Here is a 24,680-nt window from a genome sequence, read left to right as displayed (position 1 = left end):
GGTGTTCTTCTCGCAACCATGAAAGATCTCGAAAGGATCCAGCAGTGTCGAGTACGGCAAGTACAGATTCGGGCCATTCCCGTTCGCGATTCCGCATCCGGGGCCTGCGCCTCGCGGCAGTGGCCTCGGCCGCCTTGATCGTCCTCGGATCGGCAGCGTGCAGCTCCAATGCCGGCTCGGACGAGGGGGCGGAGACCACAGCAGCCGATACCCGCGTGATCACGACCGATCAAGGTGAGGTCACAGTGCCCGCCGATCCACAGCGCATCGCAGTGCTCTCGGCCGGTTTGGCGGGGTACTTGTTCACGCTGGACGCACCGATCGCCATCGCCGACACACGCCTACTCGGTGTCACCAACCTCGACGGTGGCTTTCCGCCGCAGTGGGCCGACAAGGCGAAAGCCCAAGGCACGGCCGAGCTCCCGGCCGGTGAACAGCTCGACCTCGAGGCTATTGCGCAGGCCGATCCTGATCTCATCATCGGTGGCGGCCAGGGTTTCGCGGCTGTGTTGGCACAGGAGTCCTACGATCAGTTGACCCAGATTGCTCCTACCGTGCTCGTACCGTCGAGCGTCAACACCTGGCAGGGTGAGCTCGAAGAAGTAGCCGAGGCCGCCGGGGAATCGGACAAGGTCGACGCGCTGATGACGGCATACGAGGACAAGGTTGCCGAGGTGAAGGATTCGATCACCGTGCCCGGGGCCCCGGTCTCCTACTTGCTGTCCCTGAGTACGAACGAGCCCTCGTTCATCCCGCAGACTGCGGCACTGCCGACATTGCTGGCGTCGGTCGGCTTCGAACCCGACGACGTCCTGACGAAGGCGAACAATCCGGAGCTGTACGGTTCGGGCGATTCGTTCGTTGTCAGCCCCGAACTGCTCGCACCGATCGCGACGGCGCCGGTGATGTTCGTGGTCCCGGTGGCCGGGCGCAGCCTGGCCGAATTGCAGCAGGATCCGGCGTACGCGAGCCTGCCTGCATTCGCCTCCGGCAAGGTGTACGAGCTTCCGGCAACCAGTTACCGCCCCGATTACGACGGTGTGATGTCAACTCTCGACCTGGTCGAGCAGACCTTCGCTGCCTGAGCAGATTCGGGAACCAATCGAACACGAAGGACGCAACTGTGCTCACTCGCAATACTGTCATCGAAGACATTGCCGCCGCACTGGACCGAGCGGCTGGGACTCTCGGCGACGATGTGAATCTGCTCGACGAGGGACTGGACTCGATCAGGATCATGGGATTGGTGGACCGCTGGCGGGCTGCGGGTGCCGATGACGTCGATTTCCCGACGCTGGCCGCAGACCCGACCGTCGGGCACTGGGTAGCCGTCGCGTCGGGTGAATTGTGAAGTTTCGGCCGAGCCGACGTTTCTGACAGAAGGGTGTTCGATGGCGGGGACCGTCCGCGAGGTTCGAGTTTTTCCGATCTGTATGCGGGAACTCGACGTACTGGCCGTGGAAGACGTGACGCCCGGGATGCGGCGCGTCGTCGTGGGCGGTCCGTCGATGGATGCGCATGTGCGTGACGGCGTCGAGCTGCCACCGGTGCGTAGCACCGGATTCGATGACGACGTCAAAGTCCTTCCGGTGGATCCGATCACCGGTAAGCTGCCGTTTCCGGTGCCCGAGAACGCGGGTGACGGAACGGTCGACTGGCCACCGGGATCGTTCCCGTACGGCCGGACCTACACGGTGCGTCGTTTCGATGACGAGCGCCGCGAGATGGCTCTCGACTTCGCGGCCCATGAGGGTGGACTGGCAGCCGACTGGGCCAAGACGGTCCAGCCCGGCGAGAAGATTCTCGTTGCCGGACCCAAGCATTCGGCCGGACTGCCCGTCGGCGTCGACTGGATGTTGATCGCCGGCGACGAGACTGCGTTGCCCGCAATCGCGCACTGTCTGGAGAAGTTGCCCGCCGATCTACCTGCCACGGTGGTCATCGAGGTTTCCGAGCACGCCCACCGGCAAGAGCTGACAAGCGCTGCGCCGGTGGATATCACCTGGCTCTGTCGGACCGACAGTGGCGGCGAGTCACGCTTGGTGGAGACGGTGCAGCGTGCGCAGTGGCGTCCCGGACAGCCATACCTGTGGGTGGCGGGGGAGGCGTCGACGATCAAACCGCTGCGTCGCTGGGCCAAGGTGGACAAGGAAATTGCGAAGCAATTCATCGAGATCGCCGGGTACTGGAAGCGACGCGAGATCGCAGCCGTCGGATCATCGGCGGAGTCGGATCCCGATGCCCAGCTGCACGAGTTGTCGGAGTTGTTGCCGCCGTTCGCCATTCGTACCGCCGTCACCGTCGGTATCTTCGCCGCGATCGACGGTGGGGCAGGCACGCCGTCGGACATCGCAGCCCAATGTTCGACGCATCCCGGTGCCACCGCCAAGCTACTGCGTCATCTGGTTCTGATGGGACTGTTGACCACCGACGGCACTCGTTTCGGACTCTCCGAGATGGGTGCGCTTCTCAGCGACCCGGACGCCTTCGTCACTCAGTCGTTGAATTTCGACAGGATTCATTCACGACTGGACATGGCGTTCCTCGGCCTTCTCGACACCGTACGGAGCGGGGTGCCGGCGCGGCAGCACGGCTTCGTCGACAAGATGAGCGAGGACGGGTTCGCCGCTGACTTTCACGAAGAAACAGCGTTCGGTGCCGTGTATCGAGCGCCCGCGCTGCCCGATGCAGTCGACCTGGAGGGAATTCGGACCGTCGCGATCTACGGCGAGGGCGGCGGGGTGTACGCGGATACTCTGGCGCGCATGCACCCCGACCTGACGCTACGTCTCGTCGGACTCCCCGCTCAGGGCGATCGCACGGCGGCCGATGTGGCTCCGTCGCGTCGGGACCTGGTCGAACGCATCGACGCCAGTGAATTCGTTCCGTTGGCCGAGCCTGTCGATCTGGTGATCGCGGCCGACGTGCTCGATTCTCACCCCGACGCCGATGCCCGAGTGCTGCTGAAGGCACTGGGGAATTCGGGGCGGCGGGTGGTGCTGATCACCGACTTGCTCGATCCCGACACCACCGATGACCACGACACAGAGGACGACCTGTTGCGGCTGTGTCTGTACGGCTCGGGTCGTCGCACTGCAGCGGAAGTACGGGAGTTGGTCGTCGGGTCGGGGTTCGAGCCGCCGCGTTTCGGATCATTGGGTTGGGGCTCGACCATCGCCGAGTTCGGCGGACATGCTTACCGGGGTTAGCCTGAAGGTTCTCTCGAGAAAACGACGAGATATGTATCGAGGACGAAGATGAGTGAAGGATCGCGTGGCTTCTACTACGCCGACGTCGTTGCGGTGGAACAGCTCACGGTGCACATGGTGCGCGTGACGTTCGGCGGCGAGCATGTCGCCGGCTACCGCACACTCGGGGTGCCCGACGAATGTGTCGGTGTCTATTTCCCTCGGGCGGGGGAAACGAAGCCGCCGCCGATGACCGAGGTCGACGGCCTGTGGTGGTTCCACGGTCTCGAGAACGCACCGGAGGGCCGCAACTACACCATTCGCCGTCTCGATCCCGAGCGCGGTGAGCTGACCATCGACTTCTTCGCACACGAGGGTGGGGTCGCGGCGACGTGGGCTCAGCGGGCCACCCCGGGGCAGACGGTGCTCTTCACGCGTCCGCGATCCTGGTATTCACCTCCCGCCGACGTCGAATGGCTGCTTCTGGTCGCCGACATGACCGGTTTGCCCGCACTCGGCCGGCTCGTCGAACAGTTGCCGGCCGGGGCGAAGGCTCATGCCATTGTCGAGGTGCTCGAGCGCGGCGACATCCAATCCTTCGAGACCGCGGCCGACGTCACGTTCGATTGGCGTATCGGTTCCGGAAACGGAGACAGCGCAAGCGTTCTCGACGACGCGGTGCTGGCGTACCCGCTACCCGAGGGGCGCGGCTACGTGTGGTTCGCCGGAGAGGCGTCGTCCTCGCGTCGGGTGCGTAAGTATTTCCGAAAGGAATTGGGCTACGACATAGCGCATTTCGACATCATCGGATACTGGCGGGCCGATTCCGAGAAGTGGCTCGAGAAGTACAAGCAGTACCAGGAGGAAGCGCTGGCGGTGTACAACGGCGTCATCGAATCCGGCCGCACCGAGCAGGAAGCCAGTGAGGCATTCGATGCACTGCTCGAGCGGGTCGGGCTCTAACTCCGGAATACGTAGTTCGGCAACTCCAGCGTCGCCGCATCGGGACCGAGGAATCTGCTCGTGACCGCTTGCACGGGTTTCGATCCGGCGAGACGAAGTACCCCGCGGAACGCGGCTACTCCCGCAGCGGTTTTCGGATGCGCGACGCGAGGCACGCCGGGCGGAAGCTTCTGAGCCTGCTCGACGAACGGCCGCATGCGTGCCTCGAAGGCCTCGAATCCGGCGCGATGATCGCTGGCCCGGGCGAGTTCGCCGGCGAGGACGTAGGCGCCGGTGACCGACAACGTGGTGCCCATGCCGCTCAACGGCGTTGCGCACCAGGCGGCATCGCCGAGCATCCCGATTCTGCCGTTCGACCAGCGTGGAGCCTTCACCTGCGCGAGGTAGTCGACGTAGAGTTCCGAGTCCGGTCCAAGCGAGTCGAGAATTCTGGGCACTTCCCAGCCGACGTCGGCGAACTTCGCCCGCAAGGCAGCAATGACCTGCTCGGTGGACGCGCCTTCGTACCCGCCATCGTCGGACACCCAGGACAGGCTGAAACGCGTCGTGCCGAGGTTGTCCGGGCGCAGATTGGCGACTCTGGATCCGGGGGCGTTGCACCAACGCCACCAGCCGTCGTCGCTCGGTCCCTTCGGCAACACCCCGTAGGCGGTGTACAGGCCGACCGGCGTGGTCTCAGCTTCGGCAGGAAACACCAGTTCTCTACTGCTGGAACGAACTCCGTCGGCGAACAGGACGAGATCGAACCTCTCCACGGGCGACGACGCGAACGTGACGTCCACGCCGTCGGCATCCTGAGCAACGCCGACGACACGATCGCCGTACCGGTATTCGGTTCGCGGACCGGCTGATTCGACGAGGATCCGAGCGAACTCGCCGCGCAGAATCTCCAACTCCGCCGTCGGTCCGTCGTGGGAGCCGTCGCCGGCCGGGAAAGCGGCGATGGTGGCATCGTTGTCGTCGACGAATCGCGTGCCCTTCTCGGTGGTGCCGTTGGCGAGCAATGTCGCGTCCATGCCCATCCGCCGCAGCACCTCGCGGCCCGATCCACGAACATCGATGTTCTGGCCGCCCAGCCGCAAGTGCGGAGCGCGTTCGACGACGGTGACGTCGTAACCGGCCTTGTCGAGCCAGAAGGCCACGGTGGGTCCGGCGATGCTGGCACCGGTGACGAGCACACGAGAAGTCATGGGACGGGCATGCCCGGGCGGCTGGTCGTTCAATCCCGAAAGGGAAAGTAGCTGAGCCTCACCTTGGTGGTGTACCTTCTCGGATTGTCCGGTTCATCCTTTTCGTCAGGAGTCCAGTGTTCACAGTCCGTCGTTTGGCCCTGCTCTCGTGCAGCGCAACCCTCGTCCTCGGTCTTACTGCGTGCAGCTCGGGCTCCACCGACGAGGCCGCGTCCACGTCCGAGTCCGCCACCGCAGACACCGCGCTGGTGGTGTACTCCGGCCGCGGTGAAGAACTCGTCGACCCGCTGATCGAGCGCATCGGCGGCGGTATCGAGGTCGACTACTCGGGCAACACCAACGCCCAGGCCGCGAAGATCCTCGAAGAGGGCGACGCGACGCCGGCCGACGTCTTCTACGGACAGGACGCAGGCGCCCTCGGCGCTCTCGACGAGGCAGGCGCACTCGCGCCGCTGCCCAAGGACATCCTCTCGCTCGTCCCCGAGCAGTACCGCGGCACCGACGGCACCTGGGTCGCCACCTCCGCACGAGCCCGCGTGCTGGCCTACAACTCCGATTCGGTGCAGGCGGCAGACCTGCCGACGGGCATCGACGGACTGCTCGATCCCCGCTGGCGCGGACAGATCGGCTACGCACCGACCAACGCGTCGTTCCAGGCCTTCGTCACTGCCCTGCGCGTGCAGCGCGGTGAGGACGGTGCTCGCACCTGGCTCGAAGGATTCGTCGCCAACGAGCCCGTCGCGTTCGAGGGCAACGGCCCGCTGCTGACCGCCGTCAACGATGGACAGGTCGCCACCGGCCTCCTCAACCACTACTACTGGTACCCGTTCAAGGACGAGAACGGTGCCGACGCTCCCGTCGAGCTGCACTACTTCGAGCCCGGTGATCCCGGCGCACTGATCAACGTCGCCGGTGCCGGTGTGCTGGCTGCGTCGGACAACCAGGAGGCCGCATTCGACTTCGTCCGTGAGCTGCTCTCGACCGAATCGCAGACCTACTTCGCGAACGAGACTGCCGAGTACCCCGTCATCGACGGCGTCACGTCGGACTACGACCTGCCGCCGCTGTCCGAGCTGGGCTCGACCGATCTCGATCTGGGCCGGCTCTCGTCCCTCGAGGAGACCCAGACCCTGCTCACCGACGTCGGAATCATCTAGTCGGTGCTCGATTCTGCACTCCAGCCGCTTCGGCGGCGCCACTTCGGCGGTCGTCCCGTTCTCGGGACGGCCGCGTTGTGCGTGGGAGCGCTGGCGCTGACACCCTTGGTGTACCTGTTCGTTCGAGCGTTCGACGGTGGTACCGAGAAAGTACTGCGGCTGCTCCTGCGGCAACGCACCCTCGATCTTGTTGTCCGGACGGCCACACTCGCGCTCACCGTGGTGGTCGCCTCCGTTGTGGTGGGGACGCTGCTGGCCTGGTTGACCGTGCGGACCGATCTACCGGGTCGACGCATCTTCTCGATGATTCTCGCGGCACCGTTGGCCATCCCGTCGTACGTCTCCGGCTACCTGTGGATCGCCGAATTTCCCTCACTTGCAGGGTTTTCCGGCGCTGCGCTGGTGCTCACGTTGTCCTGCTTCCCGTTGGTGATGTTGCCGGTGTCCGCGGCGTTCGCCACCGCGGACCCGTCGTTGGCCGAAGTGTCTCGCACCCTGGGCCGCGGGGCGGTGCGCACCGCATTGACCGTCGAGTGCCGTCGCGTCGTTCCGGCGGCGGCGGCAGGTGCACTTCTGGTGGCGCTGTACACCATCAGTGACTTCGGGGCGGTTGCACTGATGCGGTACGACGCCTTCACTCTCGGCATCTACAGCGCTTATCGCGGCGGGCTCGACCGTACCGCGGCGGCCGTCCTCGGGTTGGTGCTCGTGGTGGGTGCGTTGGTGCTGACCCTTCTCGAACGGCGTGCTCGACGCGGGGCCACGGCGCGCGTGGGATCGGGCACCGACCGAACCGCGGAGCCGATCGCCCTCGGCCGATGGCGCATCCCAGCTGTCGCTGTCGTCGTTGCAGCACTGAGCATTTCGGTGCTCGTGCCGATACTGGCACTGGCGCGATGGCTCACTCGATCGCTGCGCTTCACCGTCGACTGGTCGGACGTGCTGGCTGTCAGCGCCAAGACAGTCCAGTACTCGGCGACTGCTGCCCTGGTGGTAGCCGTGCTCGCGTTGCCGGTCGCGCTGTTCGCGGCCAGATCCACCTCCCGAAGTGCCCGCACCGCCGAGTTGTCCACGTACATTGCGCACGGTCTCCCGGGTATCACCGTCGGACTCGCCACGGTGTTTCTCGGAATCAGGTTCCTGCCGTCGTTCTACCAGACCGCGCTACTGCTGGTGCTGGCGTACGTGGTTCTGTTCCTGCCGTTGGCCGTCGGTAGTACCAGGGCCGTCGTCGACGCCACTCCTGTTGTTCTCGAGGATGTTTCGCGAACGCTCGGCGCCGGACGTGTGCGCACCGACCTTCGGGTGACGATTCCGATCGCCGTACCCGGCATCGCCGCCGGGTCCGCGCTGGTCTTCCTGACCGTCGCCAAGGAATTGCCGGCGACCCTGATGCTGCGCCCGCGCGGAGTCGATACCCTCGCGACCACGCTGTGGTCCACCACCGAGGCGTTCCGATACGGCGAGGCGGCTCCCTATGCCGTGGCGCTGATCGTGATCTCCGTGGTTCCGACGATCGTCCTGACGCGGGCGCTGGGGCGCACGACACGGAAGCGAGTGGTACTGCGATGAGTACGATGATCTCCGATCTTGTTGCCTCCTATGGCAGTACCACGGTGTTGCACGGCATCGATCTGGATCTGGGCGACGGTGAGATGCTCGCCGTGCTCGGCCCCTCCGGCTGCGGCAAGACGACTCTGCTGAGATCGATCGCGGGCCTGCACCGTATCGATGCGGGTCGCATCACCTCCGACGGGCGCGACCTCTCCGTTGCCGGACGTGTCCAGGTACCCCCGGAGAAGCGGGGGATAGGCCTGATGCCGCAGGAAGGTGGACTGTTTCCGCACCTGACAGTCCGCCGAAACATCGAATTCGGTTTGCGCACAGGGTTCGTGCGGCCGTACCTGTCCGGCCGAGCGGAGCGGTCGCGACGCGTCGACGAGATGCTCGAGCTGGTTGGACTGCCCGACGCGGGTGCGATTCGGCCCAGCGAACTCTCGGGTGGTCAGCAGCAGCGCATCGCGTTGGCGCGTGCGCTGGCTCCGGCACCGTCGGTGGTGCTGATGGACGAGCCGTTCGCCGCTCTCGATGCAGGACTGCGCACCTCGATCAGGCAGGACGTACGAGAGTTGTTGAAGGCCAGCAAGACCGCGTCGCTTCTCGTCACCCATGACCGGGCCGAAGCGCTCGGCACGGCGGATCGTGTCGCTGTACTACTGGGCGGGCGCTGCGCCCAGGTCGACACGCCGCGTCAGGTGTACGAGCGGCCGACCACGCCCGCCGTGGCGCGATTCGTCGGCGACGCGTACTTCGTCGATGCGGTGGGCCACGGCGATTACGTCGAGACGATCCTCGGACGAATCGAGACCACCACTCGCGCAACGGGAGACGGGCAGGTTCTGCTTCGCCCCGAACAGTTGGTGGTCTCGGATCCGGAGGACGGCGCATTCGTCGTCGAGCACGAGTTCTTCACCGGCCCCGAGTCCTCGGTGACCTTGCGGCACAGCGATACCGGGCTGCGACTGCGGGTCATCGCCCGCACCTCCGATCGATTCACCCCCGGCAGCGTTGTGGACGTCTCCGTGACGTCTCCGGTGCACTGGTTCGCGGGCTCTGCGGACTAGGTTCGCAACTCCACGAGCGGGATCGGATCCTGTTGGCCGGGCCAGGTACCGAACAAGTGCGGCAGCTCGGTGGCAGTAGTGTCGATCACCCGTCGGACATACAGGCGCGGTGACGTCGACGGGTGCCCACCGGTACCCCGGACCCGCGTAGTGGATTCACGCACCGCTCGAGAACCGCCGGGGGAGTGCACCACCAGTTCCGCCTGTTCAGCACCGTCGACGATCGCCGCGGTGGTCACTGTCACGTACACCGGATCGCCGACGCCGTCGTAGACCCAACGCGTGCCCAGTACCGAATGTTCCATCGTGGCAACAAGATACGCGTCGGCGCCGGCCAGGGGTGCACTGCGATAGGTCAGGGGTACCTGAAACACCGTGCCCGACGGCGTCCGCACGAGATGGGTTTCGACGCCGACCTCTCCCGCCGGATCGTCGAAACGATATGCGCCGACGGCTTCGAAGCCGGTGGTATCCCTTTGAGCTGCCCACTCCTGCGTCGGAATCCAGGCTGCAATCGCGTCCAGTTTCGAGGGAACGAGCGTGGCGCGATGAATGATGGACATACAGAGAACGCTACTTTGCTGCACGCTTCGGCATCAGTACGGCTGCGACGGTCATCAGGACGGCCGCGACCAACACTCCGATGAAGACCAGATGGATGGCGTCGGACAGTTGTTCGGGTTCGGGATCCCCGGACACTCGCGCGTTGACGATCGCGCCGAACACCGCGACGCCGACCGCGCTACCGAGGGAGCGGGCGAACATGTTGGTGGAGGTGACGACGCCACGTTCGGCCCAATCGACGCTCGACTGTGCTGCGATCAACGTGGGGCTCGCGATCAACCCCATGCCGAGGCCGATGACGAAGCACATAGCCGCGACATGCCAGATCTGCGACTCGGCGTCGAGCAACGTTGTCAGTGCCGCCCCGACGACGCCGATCGAGCCGCCGACGACCGCGGTTGTTCGGAAGCCGAAACGGAGGTACACCCGACCGGACTGGGATGCGGCGATCGGCCAACCGAGAGTCAGTGTGGACAGCGAGAACCCGGCGACGATGGCTCCGGTGCCGAAGACCCCTTGCACGAATGTCGGCACGTAGGAGGTCAGCCCCAGAATCAGCGCGCCGACGAGCAACGAGATGAAGCTGCTGACCACCAGAACGCGCCGGGTGAACACCCACAGCGGCAGGATCGGCTCCTCGGCGCGGGACTCCACCCACGCGAACACCGCAAGCAGTAGGAAGCCCACGACGAAGATCGCGATGCTGATCGGCGAACCCCAGGCCCAGGACTGGCCACCTTCCAGCAAGCCGAGCAACACCATTGTTGCGCCGACGGTGAGCAGAGCGGCCCCGAGGTAATCGATCTTGGGTTTTGCGCGTTCGACGGCACCCTCCTCGAATTTGCGCAGCAGCATGAACGCCGCCAGCGCGCACAGAGGAATGTTGATGAAGAAGATCCATCGCCAGGACAGGAACTCGGAGAAGACGCCGCCGAGCGCTGGGCCGAGAACCGAGGAGATCGCCCACACGCTGGCCAGGTAGCCCTGGACTTTGGCGCGTTCGGCGAGGGTGTAGATGTCGCCGGCGATCGTGATGGACATCGGCTGTACGGCACCCGCACCGAGTCCTTGAATCGCGCGGAAGGCGATCAGAGCAGGCATGCTCCACGCCAGGCCACACAGAATGGAGCCGAGACAGAACATCGCGATACCGAACAGCATGATCTTCTTGCGTCCGAACAGGTCGGAGAGCTTGCCGTAGAGCGGCACCGAGACCGCCTGCGCAAGCAGGTAGATCGAGAACAACCACGGGAACTGCGCGAACCCGCCGAGGTCGCCGACGATGGTGAGCACCGCAGTGGCGATGATCGTGGCGTCCAGCGCCACCAGTGACGAGCTGAGCATCAGCGCGATCAGGATGGGACCGCGTTCGGAGCGGAATCCGATGTCCGGGGTCGATTCGGTCGTTGCCATTGCTACTCATTGTGATCCCTGCCTGCCGACGCGGCGGCACCGGCCCAGATAGTGTTGAACACCGTGCGACCATCATTGAGTAGCTACGAGCATCTGGCCGGCGGCAAGGTCCGCGATCTCTACACCATCGACGACGCGCATCTGCTGCTCGTCGCGAGCGACCGCATCTCGGCGTACGACCACATCCTCGACACCCCGATCCCGGACAAGGGACGGGTGCTGACGGCGATGAGCGTCTTCTTCTTCGAAGAACTCGGCGGCGTGAACCATCTGGCAGGCGACCCGCGAGACGAGCGCATTCCCGCCGAACTGCTCGGCCGCGCTCTGGTGGTGAAGAAGCTGAACATGGTGCCGATCGAATGCGTCGCTCGCGGCTACCTCACCGGCTCCGGTCTGGCCGATTACAACGCGACCGGAGCGGTCTGCGGAGTCGAGCTGCCGCCCGGCCTGATCGAATCGAGCAAACTCGACGAGGTGATCTTCACTCCCGCCGCAAAAGCGGCACTCGGCGATCACGACGAGAACATCACCTTCGACCAGGCCGTCGAGCAGGTCGGTGCCGAACTTGCCTTCAAGTTGCGCGAGGACACCATCGAGATCTATTCGCGCGCAGCAAACTTCGCTCTGGAACGCGGAATCATTCTCGCTGACACCAAGTTCGAGTTCGGTACCGACGCCGACGGCAATCTCGTGCTCGCCGACGAGGTGCTCACTCCCGACTCCTCGCGGTACTGGCCCGCCGATTCGTACCAGGAAGGTCGCGTTCAGCCGAGCTTCGACAAGCAGTTCGTCCGCGACTGGTTGACCGGTGAATCCGGGTGGGACCGCAAGTCCGACACCCCGCCACCACCGTTGCCGGACGACATCGTCGCCGCGACACGCAGCCGCTACATCGAGGCCTACGAGCGCATCTCGGGCCTGAACTTCGACGATTGGGTCACGCCATGACGATCACCCCTCCCGTTGCCAAGAAGGTGCCGCTGGAGCGCACCCATCACGGCGATACGTTCACCGACAACTACGAATGGTTGCGTGCAAAGGAAGACCCCGAGGTCATCGCGTACCTCGAGGCCGAGAACGCCTATACCGAGCAGCAGACGGCCGGACTGGAATCACTTCGCGGCAAGATCTTCGACGAGATCAAATCGCGAACCCAGGAGACCGACCTGTCCGTGCCGACGCGCATGGGTCAGTGGTGGTACTACTCGCGCACCGTCGAGGGTAAGTCGTACGGCCTCCAATGCCGTTGCCCCGTGGACTCTCCCGACGACTGGACACCGCCGACGCTGTCTTCCGACGTGGACGTTCCCGGTGAGCAGGTCCTGCTCGACGCCAACGTCGAGGCGGAGGGTCACGACTTCTTCTCCCTCGGTGCGTTCTCGATCAGTCTCGACGGCACGCTGTTGGCGTACTCGACCGACACCGAGGGCGACGAGCGGTACACGCTGCGTTTCAAGAACCTCGAAACCGGAGAACTGCTGGCCGACACCATCGAGAACGTCGCGCCGGGAGCCACCTGGACCGCCGACGCCACGCACGTCTTCTACCTGACGGTCGACGAATCCTGGCGTCCCGACACCGTGTGGCGACACACCCTCGGTAAGACCGAGGACGTCAAGGTCTTCCACGAGCCCGACGAAAGCTACTGGGTAGGTTTCGGTTCCACCCGTAGCGAGAAGTACCTGATGATCTGGGTCGGTTCAAAGATCACCTCCGAGTGCCTCGTCCTGGAATCCACCGATCCCGAGGGCGAGTTCCGCGTGGTACTGCCGCGCACGGACGGCATCGAGTACAGCATCGAACACGCCGTCGTGGCGGGTGAGGATCGTTTCCTCATCACCCACAACGGTTCGGTCAACGGCTGGGGCACCGAGGGGGAGAAGGCCGAGAACTTCCTGCTCGCCGAGGCCCCGGTCTCCGACCCGCTCGATCAGCGCATTCTGGTTCCGCATCAGGGCGACGTCCGAGTCGAGGACATCGACGCCTTCGCCGGCCACCTGATCTTCACCTACCGGCGAGAAGCGTTGACCCGCATGGCGATCTGGCCACTGACCGACGAGGGATACGGCGAATACCGCGAGCTCGAGTTCGACGAGGAGCTCTATTCGGTCGGAGCCGGCTCGAACCCCGAGTGGGACCAGCCGCTGCTGCGGATGGTCTACACCTCGTTCATCACCCCCGGTCAGGTCTACGACCTCGACATCGCCATTGGTGAACTGCTACTCCGCAAATCGCAGCCGGTTCTCGGCAAGTTCGATGCCAGTGACTATGTGCAGCACAGAGATTGGGCCACCGCGCCGGACGGAACGCAGATTCCGCTGTCGGTCATCGCTCGCAAGGACGTCCCCGAGGGCCCGGCTCCCACGTTGCTGTACGGCTACGGATCGTACGAGGCGTCGATGGACCCGTCGTTCTCGGTCGCGCGGTTGTCTCTCCTCGACCGCGGCATCGTGTTCGTCGTCGCACACGTGCGCGGCGGCGGCGAGATGGGTCGCCACTGGTACGACAACGGCAAGACGCTGAAGAAGAAGAACACCTTCACCGACTTCGTCGCTGCCGCACAGCATCTCATCGACACCGGCCGCACCTCACCGAAGCATCTGGTCGCCGACGGTGGTAGCGCAGGCGGTCTGCTGATGGGTGCGGTGGCCAACTTGGCACCTGAGCTGTTCAACGGCATCCTCGCCAACGTTCCGTTCGTCGATCCGCTCACCTCCATCCTCGACCCGTCACTGCCGCTGACGGTCATCGAATGGGATGAGTGGGGAAACCCGTTGGCGGACAAGGAGGTGTACGAATACATGAAGTCGTACTCTCCCTACGAGAACGTCGAGGCCAAGGACTACCCGTCGATCCTGGCGATCACGTCCATCAACGACACCCGCGTCCTCTACGTCGAACCCGCCAAATGGGTTGCGGCCCTGCGTGCCACGAAGACGGGGGACTCGGATCTGCTGCTCAAGACCGAAATGAGCGCCGGGCACGGGGGAGTGAGCGGACGCTACGAGAAGTGGAAGGAAGCGGCTTTCGAGTACGCGTGGATCGTGAGCGCCTCCGGCGCACGTGCATAGAAACTCGTAGCCTGCTACGAGTTTCCGTTCACATGCGGCGCAGCCGCTCTAACGCCACACGTAGCGGACCTGCGGTCGCCCGGCTTTACCGTATTCGGTGTGCCGGGTGACCAGGCCGTCGTCGGCCAGACGCTCGAGGTATCGCCATGCCGTCACTCGGGACACTCCGACGACCTTGGCGGCCTCGGATGCATTGAGTCCGTCGGCCGATTCCTTGACGGAGGCGGTGATTCCGTCCATCGTCTGCGGGGCAATGCCTTTGGGGGTGGAGACGCGTTCGTCGGCCGTCCGAAGATGTGCCATTGCACGGTCGATGTCTCGCTGACTGGACGCGTTCTCCCCGGCGGGTAATGCGTCGTGGAACTCGCGGTAGCGCTCGAGCTTGTCGCGAAACGCAGCGAACGTGAACGGCTTGAGCAGATACAGCACGATGCCGTGCGCCACGGCCGAACGCACAACCGACAGATCCCGCTCGGAGGTGATGGCGATGACGTCGGGGCTCGGGCGCAGGCCGCCGAGGGCCGCAGCCACGTCGATGCCACTCGCGTCGGGCAGCCCGATGTCGAGCAACACCAGATCGACGGACTCGGTGCTGGCGAATCTCATGGCAGCAGCACCGGTGTGTGCGACGCCGGCAACCTCGAAGCCCGGGGTGCGCTCGACGTACGTTTTGTGAGCCTCGGCGATCAGCGGTTCGTCGTCGACGATCAGTACCTTGATCACGACGGAGATCCAGGGATGGTGGCGATCATGACAGAGCCGTACGTCACCTCGGATGTCAAGGTGCCGCGATGGCGACCGATCACCTGAGTCACCAGGGCCAAGCCCAGCCCGCGTGACCCGGACTTGGTCGAGTAGCCGCGCCGCAGAGCTGCTTTCAACGTCTCCGGTGGCATTCCGGGACCGCTGTCGGCCACGCGGACGACGAGTTCGCCGTCGGCATCACGGACGGTCACTTCGACCCACGGCTGATCGGATTCTTTCGAGGCATCGATGGCATTGTCTATCAGATTGCCTACCAGCGTGACCAATTCGCGAGCCGTCAATACCCCCTCGTCCTCCATCGCCGTGTCGTCGGTGATGGTGAGTTCCACGCCCTGCTCGGCAGCTTGACTGACCTTGCCCAGTAGCAGTGCCGCGAGCGCAGGCTCGCCGACGGCGTTCATCAGCCGGTCGATGAGGGATTGCGAGAGCTCTAGATCGGCCGTCGCGAACTCCACGGCTTCCTCGGGTCGACCGAGTTCGACCATCGTGATGACCGTGTGCAGCCTGTTGGCCGATTCGTGAGCCTGCGAACGCAGCGACTCGGCGAAACTACGCACCGAGTCGAGTTCACCCATCAGTGAACGTAATTCGGTCTGATCGCGGATCGTCAGCACATTGCCCAGTCGCCTGCCCTCCCACATCACCGGATCCTGATTGACGACGAGAACACGATCCTTGGTCAGATGCAGTTCACCGCGCACGATGCCGGTGTCCATCTGCTGCATCGACTCCGGCAACGACGCGAGCGAGACCGGGCCTTCCGGTAGGTCGAGGAGGCGTCGAGCCTCGTCGTTGACCAACTCGGCCTCGTCGCCGCGGCCGAATACCAACAGACCTTCACCGATGGAGTGCAGGACGGCGTCGTGATGCTCGTACATGGTGCGCAGCTCCGCCGGTGCCATGCCCAGTGTCTGACGCCGGAGCCGGCGGCTGAGCAAGGTCGATCCCACCGCGGCGACGACGAAGGCGGCGAGCACGACTCCGATGATGAGCGGTAGCCCCTGAAAGAACTGGTCGCTGATCTTCTGGCGAGTGACTCCGGCGGAGACGAGGCCGACGATCTCGCCGGACGAGTCGGTGACCGGTGTGACCGACCGAATCGAGGGGCCGAGGGACCCGACGTAGGTTTCGGTGAACGTTTCGCCTTGCAGCGCACGGTCGATATTGCCGCTGAAGGGCTTACCGATCAGGTCGACGGTGGTGTGGGTGAAGCGGGTGCGATCCGGTGCCATGACGACGATGAAGTCGACGCCCGTTACCTGCCTGATTTTCTCCGTCTCCGGTTGCAGACGCGAGGTCGGATCGTCGGACTCGATGGCCACCGGCGTCGACGGTTCGTTGGCGATGCTCACCGCGATCGCCGTGACTTCGCGTCGGGTCGCGTCGTCGCTGTTGGAACGTTCGTTGAGCACCGTCAGGATGCCGCCGGCGAACACGACGACCGCCATGACGACGAGCTGCAGCACCAGCACCTGGCCGGCGACGCTCAGCGGACGTTTGGTGGACAACGGATTCCTTTCGCGCAAGAACAATCGGTGTGAACGAAATGAACGTATAGGTGACTCCTGTCACTGCGTGCAGCAACATCATCTCTCAGCAGGGGTGATGCACCTCACTCCACTCCCAGTAGTTACGAAGTCCGCAGTTCGACTCGCGCTTCACTTGAACCAGAAGGAACACTCATGAGTATCAGCACCGATGCTGAGCGGAACGACAACCCGCCCACCGAGCCCAAGAAGAAGCGCGACAGGACTCACTGGCTCTACATCGCGGTGATCATCGCTGTCGTCGCCGGTGTGATCGTCGGACTGGTGGCGAAGGACTTCGCCTCGGACCTTTCCATCCTCGGCACACTGTTCGTCAGCCTGATCAAGATGATGATCAGCCCGGTCATCTTCTGCACCATCGTGCTCGGCATCGGATCGGTCCGCGCCGCAGCCAGCGTCGGCCGCGTCGGTGGATTGGCTCTGGCGTACTTCATCGGTATGTCCACCATCGCCCTCGGTATCGGCATGGTCGTCGGTAACCTCATCAAGCCCGGTGACGGCCTGAACATCTCGCCCAACGACGCCGGCCTCAAGCTGGCCGACACCGCTCACGAAGCGGGCGGCACCATGGACTTCATCGCCGGAATCATTCCGACGTCGTTGCTCTCGTCGCTCACCGCCGGTTCGGTACTGCAGACGCTGTTCGTCGCCATCCTCGTCGGCTTTGCACTGCAGGCCATGGGCAAGCAGGGCGAAGGCATTCTCAAGGGCATCGGCGCAGTGCAGAAGCTCGTCTTCCGCATCCTGACGATGATCCTGTGGCTCGCCCCGATCGGTGCGTTCGGTGCCATCGCCGGAGTCGTCGGCAAGACCGGATTCGACGCCGTCATCCAGCTCGGCACCCTGATGCTCGCCTTCTACATCACCTGCTTCATCTTCGTCTTCTTCTTCCTCGGACTGATCCTGAAGTTCGTCTCCGGATTCTCGATCTTCAAGCTGGTCAAGTACCTGGCCCGTGAGTACCTGCTCATCGTCGCCACCAGCTCGTCCGAGTCGGCCCTGCCGCGTCTGATCGCCAAGATGGAGCACGTCGGAGTCGAGCGCACCACCGTCGGCATCGTGGTCCCCACCGGCTACTCCTTCAACCTCGACGGCACCGCGATCTACCTGACGATGGCCTCGATCTTCATTGCCGACGCCATGAACATGCCGCTTTCGATCGGCGAGCAGTTCTCGCTGCTGCTGTTCATGATCATCGCCTCCAAGGGTGCAGCCGGAGTCTCCGGAGCCGGCCTGGCCACCCTCGCAGGCGGCCTGCAGAGCCACCGTCCCGAACTGCTCGACGGCGTCCAGCTCATCGTCGGAATCGACCGGTTCATGTCCGAGGCCCGCGCAGTCACCAACTTCTCGGGTAACGCTGTCGCCACCCTGCTGGTCGGCACCTGGACCAAGACGATAGACAAGGACCGCGTTCACACGGTGCTCGACGGCGGACTGCCGTTCGACGAGGAGACCATGGTCGACGACCACCTTCCCGAGGACGACCGACCCGCTGACAAGCAGGTCATCATCGAAAAGCACGCCGCCAAGGCGTAAGGCCTGCCGGGTGCCGCGCATCCCCCCGTCGCCCGGTTCGGAAAAACGCAAGTACGACCCCGCCACCAGCGGGGTCGTACTTGCTTTTGTACGTCGGTTCCATTCTGTCGGTACTCACAGGTAAGTTCGGGTGATGACTGAAGTTCAGAACATCGGCATCAACACGCTGGGTGGTGCGCCCACCTCGCTCGACGAGTACGCCGGAAGGGCCGTTCTCGTGGTCAATGTCGCCTCCAAGTGTGGACTGACCCCGCAGTACGAGAAGCTCGAGAAGCTCGCCAACGAATACTCGGCCCGCGGCCTTTCGGTCGTCGGAGTGCCCTGCAACCAATTCGGTGGCCAAGAGCCCGGCACCGCCGAAGAGATCGAGACGTTCTGCTCCACCACGTACGGCGTCACGTTCGCAATGACCGAGAAGGTCGACGTCAACGGTGACAACCAGCACCCGTTGTACGCCGAACTGACCAAGACCGAGGACGCCGAAGGCAAGGCCGGAGATGTTCAGTGGAACTTCGAGAAGTTCCTGATCTCGCCCGAGGGCGTCGTCACCGATCGCTTCCGTCCGCGCACTGAGCCGGACGCTCCTGAGGTGCTCGCCGCGATCGACAAGATCCTGCCGAAGGAAACGATCGCCGTTTAGCTTCTGTCTGCATCGACTTCGAGCCTCGTTCACGCTGGTGTGCGAGGCTCGAGTCATGTCTGGACGCCTGATCGTGTCGGTGAGCGGAATCAAGAACGACACCTACGAGCATGCCGCCGAGTTCGCGCGAATTCTCGACGGACGAGGCGTCCCGTTGTCGCTGCTCGTCGCACCGCGATTGAAAGACAAATACCGTCTTGCTGCGGATGTGCCCACCCAGGAGTGGTTGCGGGCCCGACGCGACGGCGGCGACGCGATCGTTCTGCACGGCTACGACCAGGCCGCGACGAAGCGTCGACGCTCCGAGTTCGCCGCACTGCCTCGTCACGAAGCTCGACTGCGCCTGATGGCAGCAGACCGGGTGATGGAACAGACCGGACTGCGCACCCGAGTGTTCGCTGCTCCGCGCTGGATCGCCTCACCCGGAGCCGTCGAAGCGCTGCCCGATGCAGGCTTCCGAATATTGGCTGCGCTGAACGGCATTCACGACCTCGACCGGGACGGCGTCGTCCGTGCCCGAGTCTGGGGAATCGGTGAAGGATTCAAAGCCGAACCCTGGTGGTTCAAAGCTCTGGTACTCGGGGCCGGCCGCACCGCGCGCCGCGAGGGAGTGGTGCGCCTGGCGATCAGTGCCAAACAACTCGGTCGACCGGGGCCGCGACAGGCAATCCTCGATGCCATCGACCTCTCCCTCCACCACGGAGCCGAAGCCGGCATCTACGAGTGGATCCCGCGCACCAAAGCCCGCGTGGCGTAGCTCCTCGCTGCACCCCCCACCCCCGCCCCGCGTCAATGGGCCCTTGCATGCCCCAGACGTATGTGCACCGCTCCCCAGAAGTTGGACTGAGTAATTCAGTTCCGACTACTGGGGAGCGTGTGTATGCGTGTACGAAGTTCACTTACCGAGGATCAGCGGGTCGCGGCGGTAGCGTTGTTCGAGGACGGGCTGGGTGCGGTCTCGGCGGCTGCGAAGGTCGGTGGCGGTAGGTGCGCTGTGGTCTTGCTGTACGACCGGTGGCGGGTTCGAGGGAGACATGCATTGGTGGAGAAACCGGATCGACAACACTTCTCGTTCGAGTTCAAACTCGCTGTGGTGCAACGTGTTCTGGCTGGGGAGAACAAGATCGAGCTCGCCCGCGAGTACGGTCTGTCGTCGGCGAGAATCATCGATCCGTGGGTGCGTGGATACCGCCGCGACGGCGACGAGGCGCTTCGCCCGAAGCGGGCGGGACGTCGACCTGCGGCGTCGGGAGCGGATCTCGGGGAGGCCAGCGAGCTCGACCGGCTCCGTGAGGAGAACGAGCGGCTGCGCACTCAGGTGGCGTACCTGGGAAAATTGCGGGCCTTGAGGGAACAGGGACGACGGTGAAGGTTCTCGCTGTCATCGCCCTCAAGGCCCAGTACCGACTCGATGTGCTGCTCGACGTCGCCGGCCTGGCTCGGTCGACGTTCTTCTACCGTCAAGCACAGTTGCGCAGACCCGATCCGAAGGCCGCATTGAAAGCGGCGGTGAGCAGGGCGTTCGAGAAAAACCACCGACGCTACGGGCATCGACGCGTGCACCGAGTCCTCGTCGAGGCGGGGTGGCGGGTGGCGAAGAAGACGGTGTTGGCGTTGATGCGTGAACTCGGGTTGGCCTGCCCTGTGCGGCGCCGTCGACGGTATGTCTCGTATCGGGGACAGGTCGGGGCGGTCGCTGCGAACATCCTCGGCCGCGACTTCTCGGCGGAGGCCCCGAATCAGAAGTGGGTCACCGATGTCACCGAGTTCCGGGTTGGGGAGGCGAAGTTGTATCTGTCTCCGGTGATGGACTTGTTCGATCGTCAGATCATCTCGTATTCGATCGGTCGGTCTCCGACGACGGAGTTCACCAACCGTTCTCTACGGGACGCGTTGAGTACCCTCGGTGGCGGTGAGTGTCCAATTGTGCACTCGGATCAGGGATTTCACTACCAGCATCACTCGTGGAGTCGGTTGCTCACCGATGCGGGAGCGATCCAATCGATGTCACGCAAAGCCAACTGTTACGACAACGCGATCATCGAGAACTTCTTCGGTCACCTCAAAGAAGAGATGTTTCATCACACCCGATACCTGAACCTCGGCGCCTTGCACACCGCGATCGAGGACTACATCGACTGGTTCAACAACGACCGCATCTCGCTACGCCTCGACGGCCTGAGCCCGGTGCGATACCGAGCCCAGGCCCTCGCGGCCTAGGCTTTGCATTAGCAGTCCAACCCACGGGGTCCAGTGCAATGCAGTGGTCCATTGACGCGGAACGGGGTGGGTGCGGTCGTAGACTCGCAACAATGAGTGCCTCGACTGTGACCCTGGACGATATCGTTGCCGCACATCGACAAATGCGTGAACGCAACCCGCTGGTGCAGTGCCTGACCAATACCGTCTCGGTTCAGTTCGTGGCGAATGCCCTCCTCGCCGCGGGTGCCGCTCCGGCGATGGTCGACAACCCCGAGGAAGCGGCCGGTTTCGCGGGTATCGCCGACGCGGTTCTCGTCAACCTGGGTACCCCGACGGCAGCGCAGGTGGAGAGTTCTCGGCTGGCGTCGGCCGCTGCGAGGGACGCGGGTAAGCCATGGGTACTCGATCCGGTAGGGGCGGGCGGTCTGCCGTGGCGTACCCAGGTGGCCGTCGAGCTACTTGCCAACCGGCCCAGCGTCATTCGCGCGAATGCGTCCGAGGTCATGGGTCTGGCGGGCGCTGACGGCGGATCGAGAGGGGTGGATTCGTCTGCGCGCGTTGCGGATTCCGTCGATGCGGCGAGGTCGCTGTTGGACAGGGCTGAGATCGTGGCGGCCTCGGGGGAAGTCGACCACATCGTCGGGCAAGGATCTCTGGTGAAGATCGGCGGAGGAAGTGCACTGCTGCAACGGGTTACGGCTACCGGGTGCGCGTTGGGTGCACTGACGGCGGCGTACTGCTCCGTTGCTCCGAATGCGTTGATCGGTGCCGTCGCCGCGCACGCGCATGTTGCGGTGGCGTCGGAGACAGCGGCGCAGTCGACCTCGCGGCCGGGATCCTTCGCTGCCGCGTTCCTCGATGGCCTGGACACGGTGGACGAGTCGGCACTGCGGGAACTGGTTCGGCTCGACTGACGGGTGCAACGGTTGCTCCACTGTGCGGCGACATCCGCGGACACACTGCGGCGCGCACGACGAGTGGAGCAAAAATCGCCTGCGCCGTGAAGGTAACGGCCCTTGATCGAAATGTGATGTAACAGAACACGTTTGCGAGCAGACATACCTGACGTCCCGTAAATCGAACCAGGTGGTCTTATGAAACGACTAGTTCTCGTCACCATCACTGCGCTCAGCCTCGTCGCGTGCGGCAACTCGGACGAACCGGTCGCAGCGACGGCCACCGGTGCGCCTACCTCGAACGCCCAGTCCCAGCCCGTGCAGCCACAGGACCAGCCCGAGGCGACCCAGCCGGTAGTCGCGGGCGAGGATGCGCAGCCCAACGGTCCGGTCGACTCGAACACCGAAGAGCTTCCCGAGAACAACTCCATTCCCGACGCGACGGTGCCTGTGACCTGCCTCGACGTGTCGTCCAGCTCGGTGACCGAAGCCGTGAACTCGCTGCCGCTGGTCTTCGCCGATTCACCGTGGGTCGCGACGCGGATGGGCGACCCGTGTGCGTCGTTCACCTGGGTCGAAGCGCTCCCGTCCGGGGCAACGGTGAGCTCGCCGACACATCTGCTCTTCTTTCACAGCACCGAGTACCTCGGCACCGCGACACTGGAGCCGTACGGGTTCACGTCGGTGGCGGCCCAGTCCGCCGACACGATCACAGTGAACTACCGCTGGCCACTCGCTGGTGACGCCAACGCGAATCCGACCGGCGGCCCGGTGACGATCGACTATCGGTGGGACGGGACGCAGGTGACCATGATCGGCACCCTTCCGCCCGAGGTCACCAGCTAGATCGAGACGGACGATTCCTCGGGAAGCTCGCGGAATTCGGCGTCGGACATGTCCTTGAAGCGGCCGTAGTACGCGCCGGTCGCCTGGTCGGCAATCACTGCCTGATGAATGGGGAACGCCATCTTCGGAGCCACCGCACGCAGGAACTCGACCGTCTCGGACAGCTTCGACCACGGTGCGGCCGCGGGGAGCGCGAGCACGTCGACCTGCTGCTCGGGGACGAAGAGCGAGTCGCCGGGATGGAACAGCTGGCCCGGGTTCTCCGGAGTGCCGAGCAGGTAGCCGGTGTTGTCGATCTCCGGCAGTTCGGGATGGATGACGGCGTGGGTTCCGCCGACGCCGGTGACCGTGATACCGCCGACCGCAAAGGACTTGCCTGCGGGAGCCGCCGCCCACTGGCCGCCCAATTGGCCCGCAGTCATCGGATCGGCATGCAGTGCCGCTCGCGGATTTGCCTCGACCAGAGCCGGAAGTCGTTGCAGGTCGACGTGATCCGGGTGCTGATGGGTGACGAGGATGGCATCGAGTCCGGTGATGCCCTCGAACCCGTGGGAGAACGTGCCGGGATCGAACAGCACGGTGGTGCCGTTGAGTTCGACGAGAACGCAGGAATGTCCGAAGTGTGTCAGCCGCATGGACTCCACAGTAAGCGCGGTTTCGCGCCTCCCGCCAGGGCTGCGTAGACTCCCACCTGCCGGTAACAGTCTTGCTGTACGTATTTCAAGGAGCGCTTTCGTGGCCCGAGTCGTTGTCGATGTCATGCCCAAGGCCGAGATTCTCGATCCGCAGGGTCAAGCGATCGCGGGCGCGCTGGGCCGTCTTGGCATCTCCGGTGTATCCGACGTGCGACAGGGCAAGCGTTTCGAGCTCGAGGTCGACGACTCCGTCGACGACGCCGAGCTGGAGAAGATCGCAGAATCGCTGCTGGCCAACACGGTCATCGAAGACTGGACGGTCACTCGTGTGTCGGTAGAGCCCGCCGCATGAGCGCCCGTATCGGAGTCATCACCTTCCCCGGGACCCTCGACGACGTCGACGCCTCCCGCGCTGTCACCCTGGCCGGCGGAGAAGCCGTCAGCCTGTGGCACGCCGACGCCGATCTGAAGAACGTCGACGCCATCGTCGTCCCCGGCGGATTTTCCTACGGCGACTACCTGCGGGCCGGCGCAATTGCCAGATTCGCCCCCGTGATGGAGTCCGTCGTGAAAGCAGCCGAGGGCGGTATGCCGGTTCTCGGTATCTGCAACGGCTTTCAGGTGCTCTGCGAGGTGGGACTGCTTCCCGGTGCGTTGACCCGCAACGAAGGGCTGCACTTCGTCTGCCGCGATCAGTGGCTGGCAGTGGAGAACACCGACACCGCGTGGTCGTCGCGATACGAGCCCGGTGCCGAGATTCTGATTCCGGTCAAGAACGCCGAGGGTCGATTCCAGGCACCCCAGAACGTGCTCGACGAGCTCGAGGGCGACGGTCGCGTCGTGTTCCGCTACAGCGGCACCAACCCGAACGGATCGCAGCGGGGGATCGCCGGAATCTCTTCGGCCAACGGTCGAGTCGTCGGCTTGATGCCCCACCCGGAGCATGCGACCGAGCCGCTCACCGGTCCGAGCGACGACGGCTTGGGCATCTTCTATTCGGCTCTGGACACGATCGTCAACGCCTGACTCCAACGTGTCGGTGGTCGCGGTTACTGTGCTGCCATGACACTGACGTTGGGCATGATCACGTTCGACACCACCGATCCTGGGCCGCTCGCGCACTGGTGGGCGACGCAGGTCGACGGCACGATCGTGGAGGAGAACGACGGCTGGTTCTACGTCGTCGAACTCGCCGCCGCGCCGTACCGAATGGCCTTTCAGAAGATCGATGATCCGACGCCCGGCAAGAATCGTGTCCACCTCGACATGACCACCGAGAATCTCGACGGTGAGGTTGCGCGTCTGGTCGGGGCGGGTGCACGTGAAGTTGCGCAACACACCATGGGCGACTTTCGCTGGGTGACGCTGAGCGACCCCGACGGCAACGTGTTCTGCGTGTCCGGGTCGCACTGAGCGCCGAATGCCTGCCCAGGCATGGGTGAC

25 protein-coding genes are annotated in these 24,680 nt (G+C 64.3%); 19 read left to right on the top strand and 6 right to left on the bottom strand.

Annotated features, from left to right (window positions below; genetic code table 11):
• Positions 1-44 precede the first annotated feature (44 nt).
• The 4 genes from BH93_RS21960 to BH93_RS21945 are packed head-to-tail and all read left to right on the top strand — an operon-like array spanning position 45 to position 4,151.
• Positions 45-1,085 (top strand): ABC transporter substrate-binding protein, encoded by a 1,041-nt coding sequence (locus BH93_RS21960; RefSeq protein WP_242459031.1) that lies wholly within the window; start codon positions 45-47, stop codon positions 1,083-1,085.
• A 38-nt stretch (positions 1,086-1,123) separates the two neighbouring features.
• A complete protein-coding gene (locus tag BH93_RS21955) occupies positions 1,124-1,351 on the top strand; it encodes a phosphopantetheine-binding protein (protein WP_155290924.1) in 228 nt (75 codons plus the stop codon).
• Between the two features lie 40 nt (positions 1,352-1,391).
• Positions 1,392-3,209, top strand: coding sequence for a siderophore-interacting protein (locus BH93_RS21950; protein ID WP_037173262.1), 1,818 nt, complete (start codon positions 1,392-1,394; stop codon positions 3,207-3,209).
• 48 nt (positions 3,210-3,257) lie between these two features.
• The gene (locus tag BH93_RS21945) at positions 3,258-4,151 is read left to right on the top strand and encodes a siderophore-interacting protein (protein ID WP_037173260.1); all 894 of its coding nucleotides are present in this window, start codon (positions 3,258-3,260) and stop codon (positions 4,149-4,151) included.
• On the opposite strand, the gene BH93_RS21940 is transcribed toward BH93_RS21945, so the two are convergent.
• A complete protein-coding gene (locus tag BH93_RS21940) occupies positions 4,148-5,341 on the bottom strand; it encodes an FAD-dependent monooxygenase (protein ID WP_037173258.1) in 1,194 nt (397 codons plus the stop codon). The two genes, BH93_RS21945 and BH93_RS21940, sit on opposite strands and share 4 nt — an antisense overlap.
• Before the next feature lie 116 nt (positions 5,342-5,457).
• Here BH93_RS21940 and BH93_RS21935 point away from each other — a divergent pair, with 116 nt between their 5' ends.
• The 3 genes from BH93_RS21935 to BH93_RS21925 are packed head-to-tail and all read left to right on the top strand — an operon-like array spanning position 5,458 to position 9,122.
• The gene (locus BH93_RS21935) at positions 5,458-6,498 is read left to right on the top strand and encodes an iron ABC transporter substrate-binding protein (RefSeq protein ID WP_037173256.1); all 1,041 of its coding nucleotides are present in this window, start codon (positions 5,458-5,460) and stop codon (positions 6,496-6,498) included.
• A gap of 3 nt (positions 6,499-6,501) precedes the next feature.
• On the top strand, positions 6,502-8,070 hold the full coding sequence (locus tag BH93_RS21930; protein WP_242459030.1) for an ABC transporter permease: 1,569 nt from the start codon (positions 6,502-6,504) through the stop codon (positions 8,068-8,070).
• Positions 8,067-9,122, top strand: coding sequence for an ABC transporter ATP-binding protein (locus BH93_RS21925; RefSeq protein ID WP_037173254.1), 1,056 nt, complete (start codon positions 8,067-8,069; stop codon positions 9,120-9,122). The genes BH93_RS21930 and BH93_RS21925 overlap by 4 nt, the downstream gene beginning before the upstream one ends.
• On the opposite strand, the gene BH93_RS21920 is transcribed toward BH93_RS21925, so the two are convergent.
• Together BH93_RS21920 and BH93_RS21915 are read right to left on the bottom strand one after the other, a co-directional pair.
• Entirely contained in the window at positions 9,119-9,685 is a 567-nt protein-coding gene (locus BH93_RS21920) for a CG0192-related protein (RefSeq protein WP_037173253.1), read from the bottom strand. The genes BH93_RS21925 and BH93_RS21920 overlap by 4 nt on opposite strands.
• Positions 9,686-9,695: 10 nt before the next feature.
• Positions 9,696-11,099: an MDR family MFS transporter gene (locus tag BH93_RS21915; protein WP_037173252.1), complete on the bottom strand. Its 1,404-nt coding sequence runs from the start codon at positions 11,097-11,099 to the stop codon at positions 9,696-9,698.
• Positions 11,100-11,162: 63 nt separating this feature from the next.
• On the opposite strand from BH93_RS21915, the gene BH93_RS21910 reads away from it, so the two are divergent.
• Together BH93_RS21910 and BH93_RS21905 are read left to right on the top strand one after the other, a co-directional pair.
• Complete coding sequence (locus BH93_RS21910; RefSeq protein WP_037173567.1) at positions 11,163-12,047, top strand: phosphoribosylaminoimidazolesuccinocarboxamide synthase; 885 nt, start codon at positions 11,163-11,165, stop codon at positions 12,045-12,047.
• The gene (locus BH93_RS21905) at positions 12,044-14,170 is read left to right on the top strand and encodes a S9 family peptidase (RefSeq protein WP_037173250.1); all 2,127 of its coding nucleotides are present in this window, start codon (positions 12,044-12,046) and stop codon (positions 14,168-14,170) included. Before BH93_RS21910 ends, BH93_RS21905 begins: the two co-directional genes overlap by 4 nt.
• A 48-nt stretch (positions 14,171-14,218) precedes the next feature.
• On the opposite strand, the gene BH93_RS21900 is transcribed toward BH93_RS21905, so the two are convergent.
• Together BH93_RS21900 and BH93_RS21895 are read right to left on the bottom strand one after the other, a co-directional pair.
• A complete protein-coding gene (locus tag BH93_RS21900; protein WP_032376361.1) occupies positions 14,219-14,893 on the bottom strand; it encodes a response regulator in 675 nt (224 codons plus the stop codon).
• Positions 14,890-16,383 (bottom strand): sensor histidine kinase, encoded by a 1,494-nt coding sequence (locus tag BH93_RS21895; protein ID WP_242459250.1) that lies wholly within the window; start codon positions 16,381-16,383, stop codon positions 14,890-14,892. The genes BH93_RS21900 and BH93_RS21895 overlap by 4 nt, the downstream gene beginning before the upstream one ends.
• Before the next feature lie 234 nt (positions 16,384-16,617).
• Between BH93_RS21895 and BH93_RS21890 the strand changes: the two genes are divergently transcribed.
• The 7 genes from BH93_RS21890 to BH93_RS21860 all read left to right on the top strand — a co-directional run bounded on the left by BH93_RS21890 (position 16,618) and on the right by BH93_RS21860 (position 22,602).
• Entirely contained in the window at positions 16,618-18,018 is a 1,401-nt protein-coding gene (locus tag BH93_RS21890; RefSeq protein ID WP_037173249.1) for a cation:dicarboxylate symporter family transporter, read from the top strand.
• Positions 18,019-18,151: 133 nt separating this feature from the next.
• Entirely contained in the window at positions 18,152-18,658 is a 507-nt protein-coding gene (locus BH93_RS21885) for a glutathione peroxidase (protein ID WP_032376363.1), read from the top strand.
• A 55-nt stretch (positions 18,659-18,713) separates the two neighbouring features.
• The gene (locus BH93_RS21880) at positions 18,714-19,415 is read left to right on the top strand and encodes a DUF2334 domain-containing protein (RefSeq protein ID WP_037173564.1); all 702 of its coding nucleotides are present in this window, start codon (positions 18,714-18,716) and stop codon (positions 19,413-19,415) included.
• 123 nt (positions 19,416-19,538) lie between these two features.
• Positions 19,539-20,027: a helix-turn-helix domain-containing protein gene (locus BH93_RS21875; protein WP_037171107.1), complete on the top strand. Its 489-nt coding sequence runs from the start codon at positions 19,539-19,541 to the stop codon at positions 20,025-20,027.
• Positions 20,024-20,878, top strand: a complete 855-nt coding sequence (locus tag BH93_RS21870; protein ID WP_037171110.1) for an IS3 family transposase — start codon at positions 20,024-20,026, stop codon at positions 20,876-20,878. The genes BH93_RS21875 and BH93_RS21870 overlap by 4 nt, the downstream gene beginning before the upstream one ends.
• 92 nt (positions 20,879-20,970) lie before the next feature.
• Positions 20,971-21,774 carry a hydroxyethylthiazole kinase gene (gene thiM, locus BH93_RS21865; RefSeq protein WP_037171112.1) on the top strand — a complete coding sequence of 268 codons (804 nt, stop codon included), beginning with the start codon at positions 20,971-20,973 and terminating at the stop codon, positions 21,772-21,774.
• Positions 21,775-21,954: 180 nt separating this feature from the next.
• A complete protein-coding gene (locus tag BH93_RS21860) occupies positions 21,955-22,602 on the top strand; it encodes an LppP/LprE family lipoprotein (protein WP_037171114.1) in 648 nt (215 codons plus the stop codon).
• On the opposite strand, the gene BH93_RS21855 is transcribed toward BH93_RS21860, so the two are convergent.
• Positions 22,599-23,237, bottom strand: coding sequence for an MBL fold metallo-hydrolase (locus tag BH93_RS21855; protein WP_037171116.1), 639 nt, complete (start codon positions 23,235-23,237; stop codon positions 22,599-22,601). The genes BH93_RS21860 and BH93_RS21855 overlap by 4 nt on opposite strands.
• A 100-nt stretch (positions 23,238-23,337) precedes the next feature.
• On the opposite strand from BH93_RS21855, the gene purS reads away from it, so the two are divergent.
• The 3 genes from purS to BH93_RS21840 are packed head-to-tail and all read left to right on the top strand — an operon-like array spanning position 23,338 to position 24,650.
• Positions 23,338-23,589: a phosphoribosylformylglycinamidine synthase subunit PurS gene (purS, locus tag BH93_RS21850; RefSeq protein ID WP_032376367.1), complete on the top strand. Its 252-nt coding sequence runs from the start codon at positions 23,338-23,340 to the stop codon at positions 23,587-23,589.
• Entirely contained in the window at positions 23,586-24,263 is a 678-nt protein-coding gene (gene purQ, locus BH93_RS21845) for a phosphoribosylformylglycinamidine synthase subunit PurQ (RefSeq protein ID WP_037171119.1), read from the top strand. Before purS ends, purQ begins: the two co-directional genes overlap by 4 nt.
• 36 nt (positions 24,264-24,299) lie before the next feature.
• Positions 24,300-24,650 carry a VOC family protein gene (locus tag BH93_RS21840; RefSeq protein WP_037171120.1) on the top strand — a complete coding sequence of 117 codons (351 nt, stop codon included), beginning with the start codon at positions 24,300-24,302 and terminating at the stop codon, positions 24,648-24,650.
• The last annotated feature ends 30 nt before the right edge of the window (positions 24,651-24,680 follow it).

Source organism: Rhodococcoides fascians A25f (genome assembly GCF_000760935.2).
Classification (GTDB): Bacteria; Actinomycetota; Actinomycetes; order Mycobacteriales; family Mycobacteriaceae; genus Rhodococcoides.
Note: the sequence above shows the minus strand (reverse complement) of the source record. Positions and strands in the feature narration are given on the sequence as shown.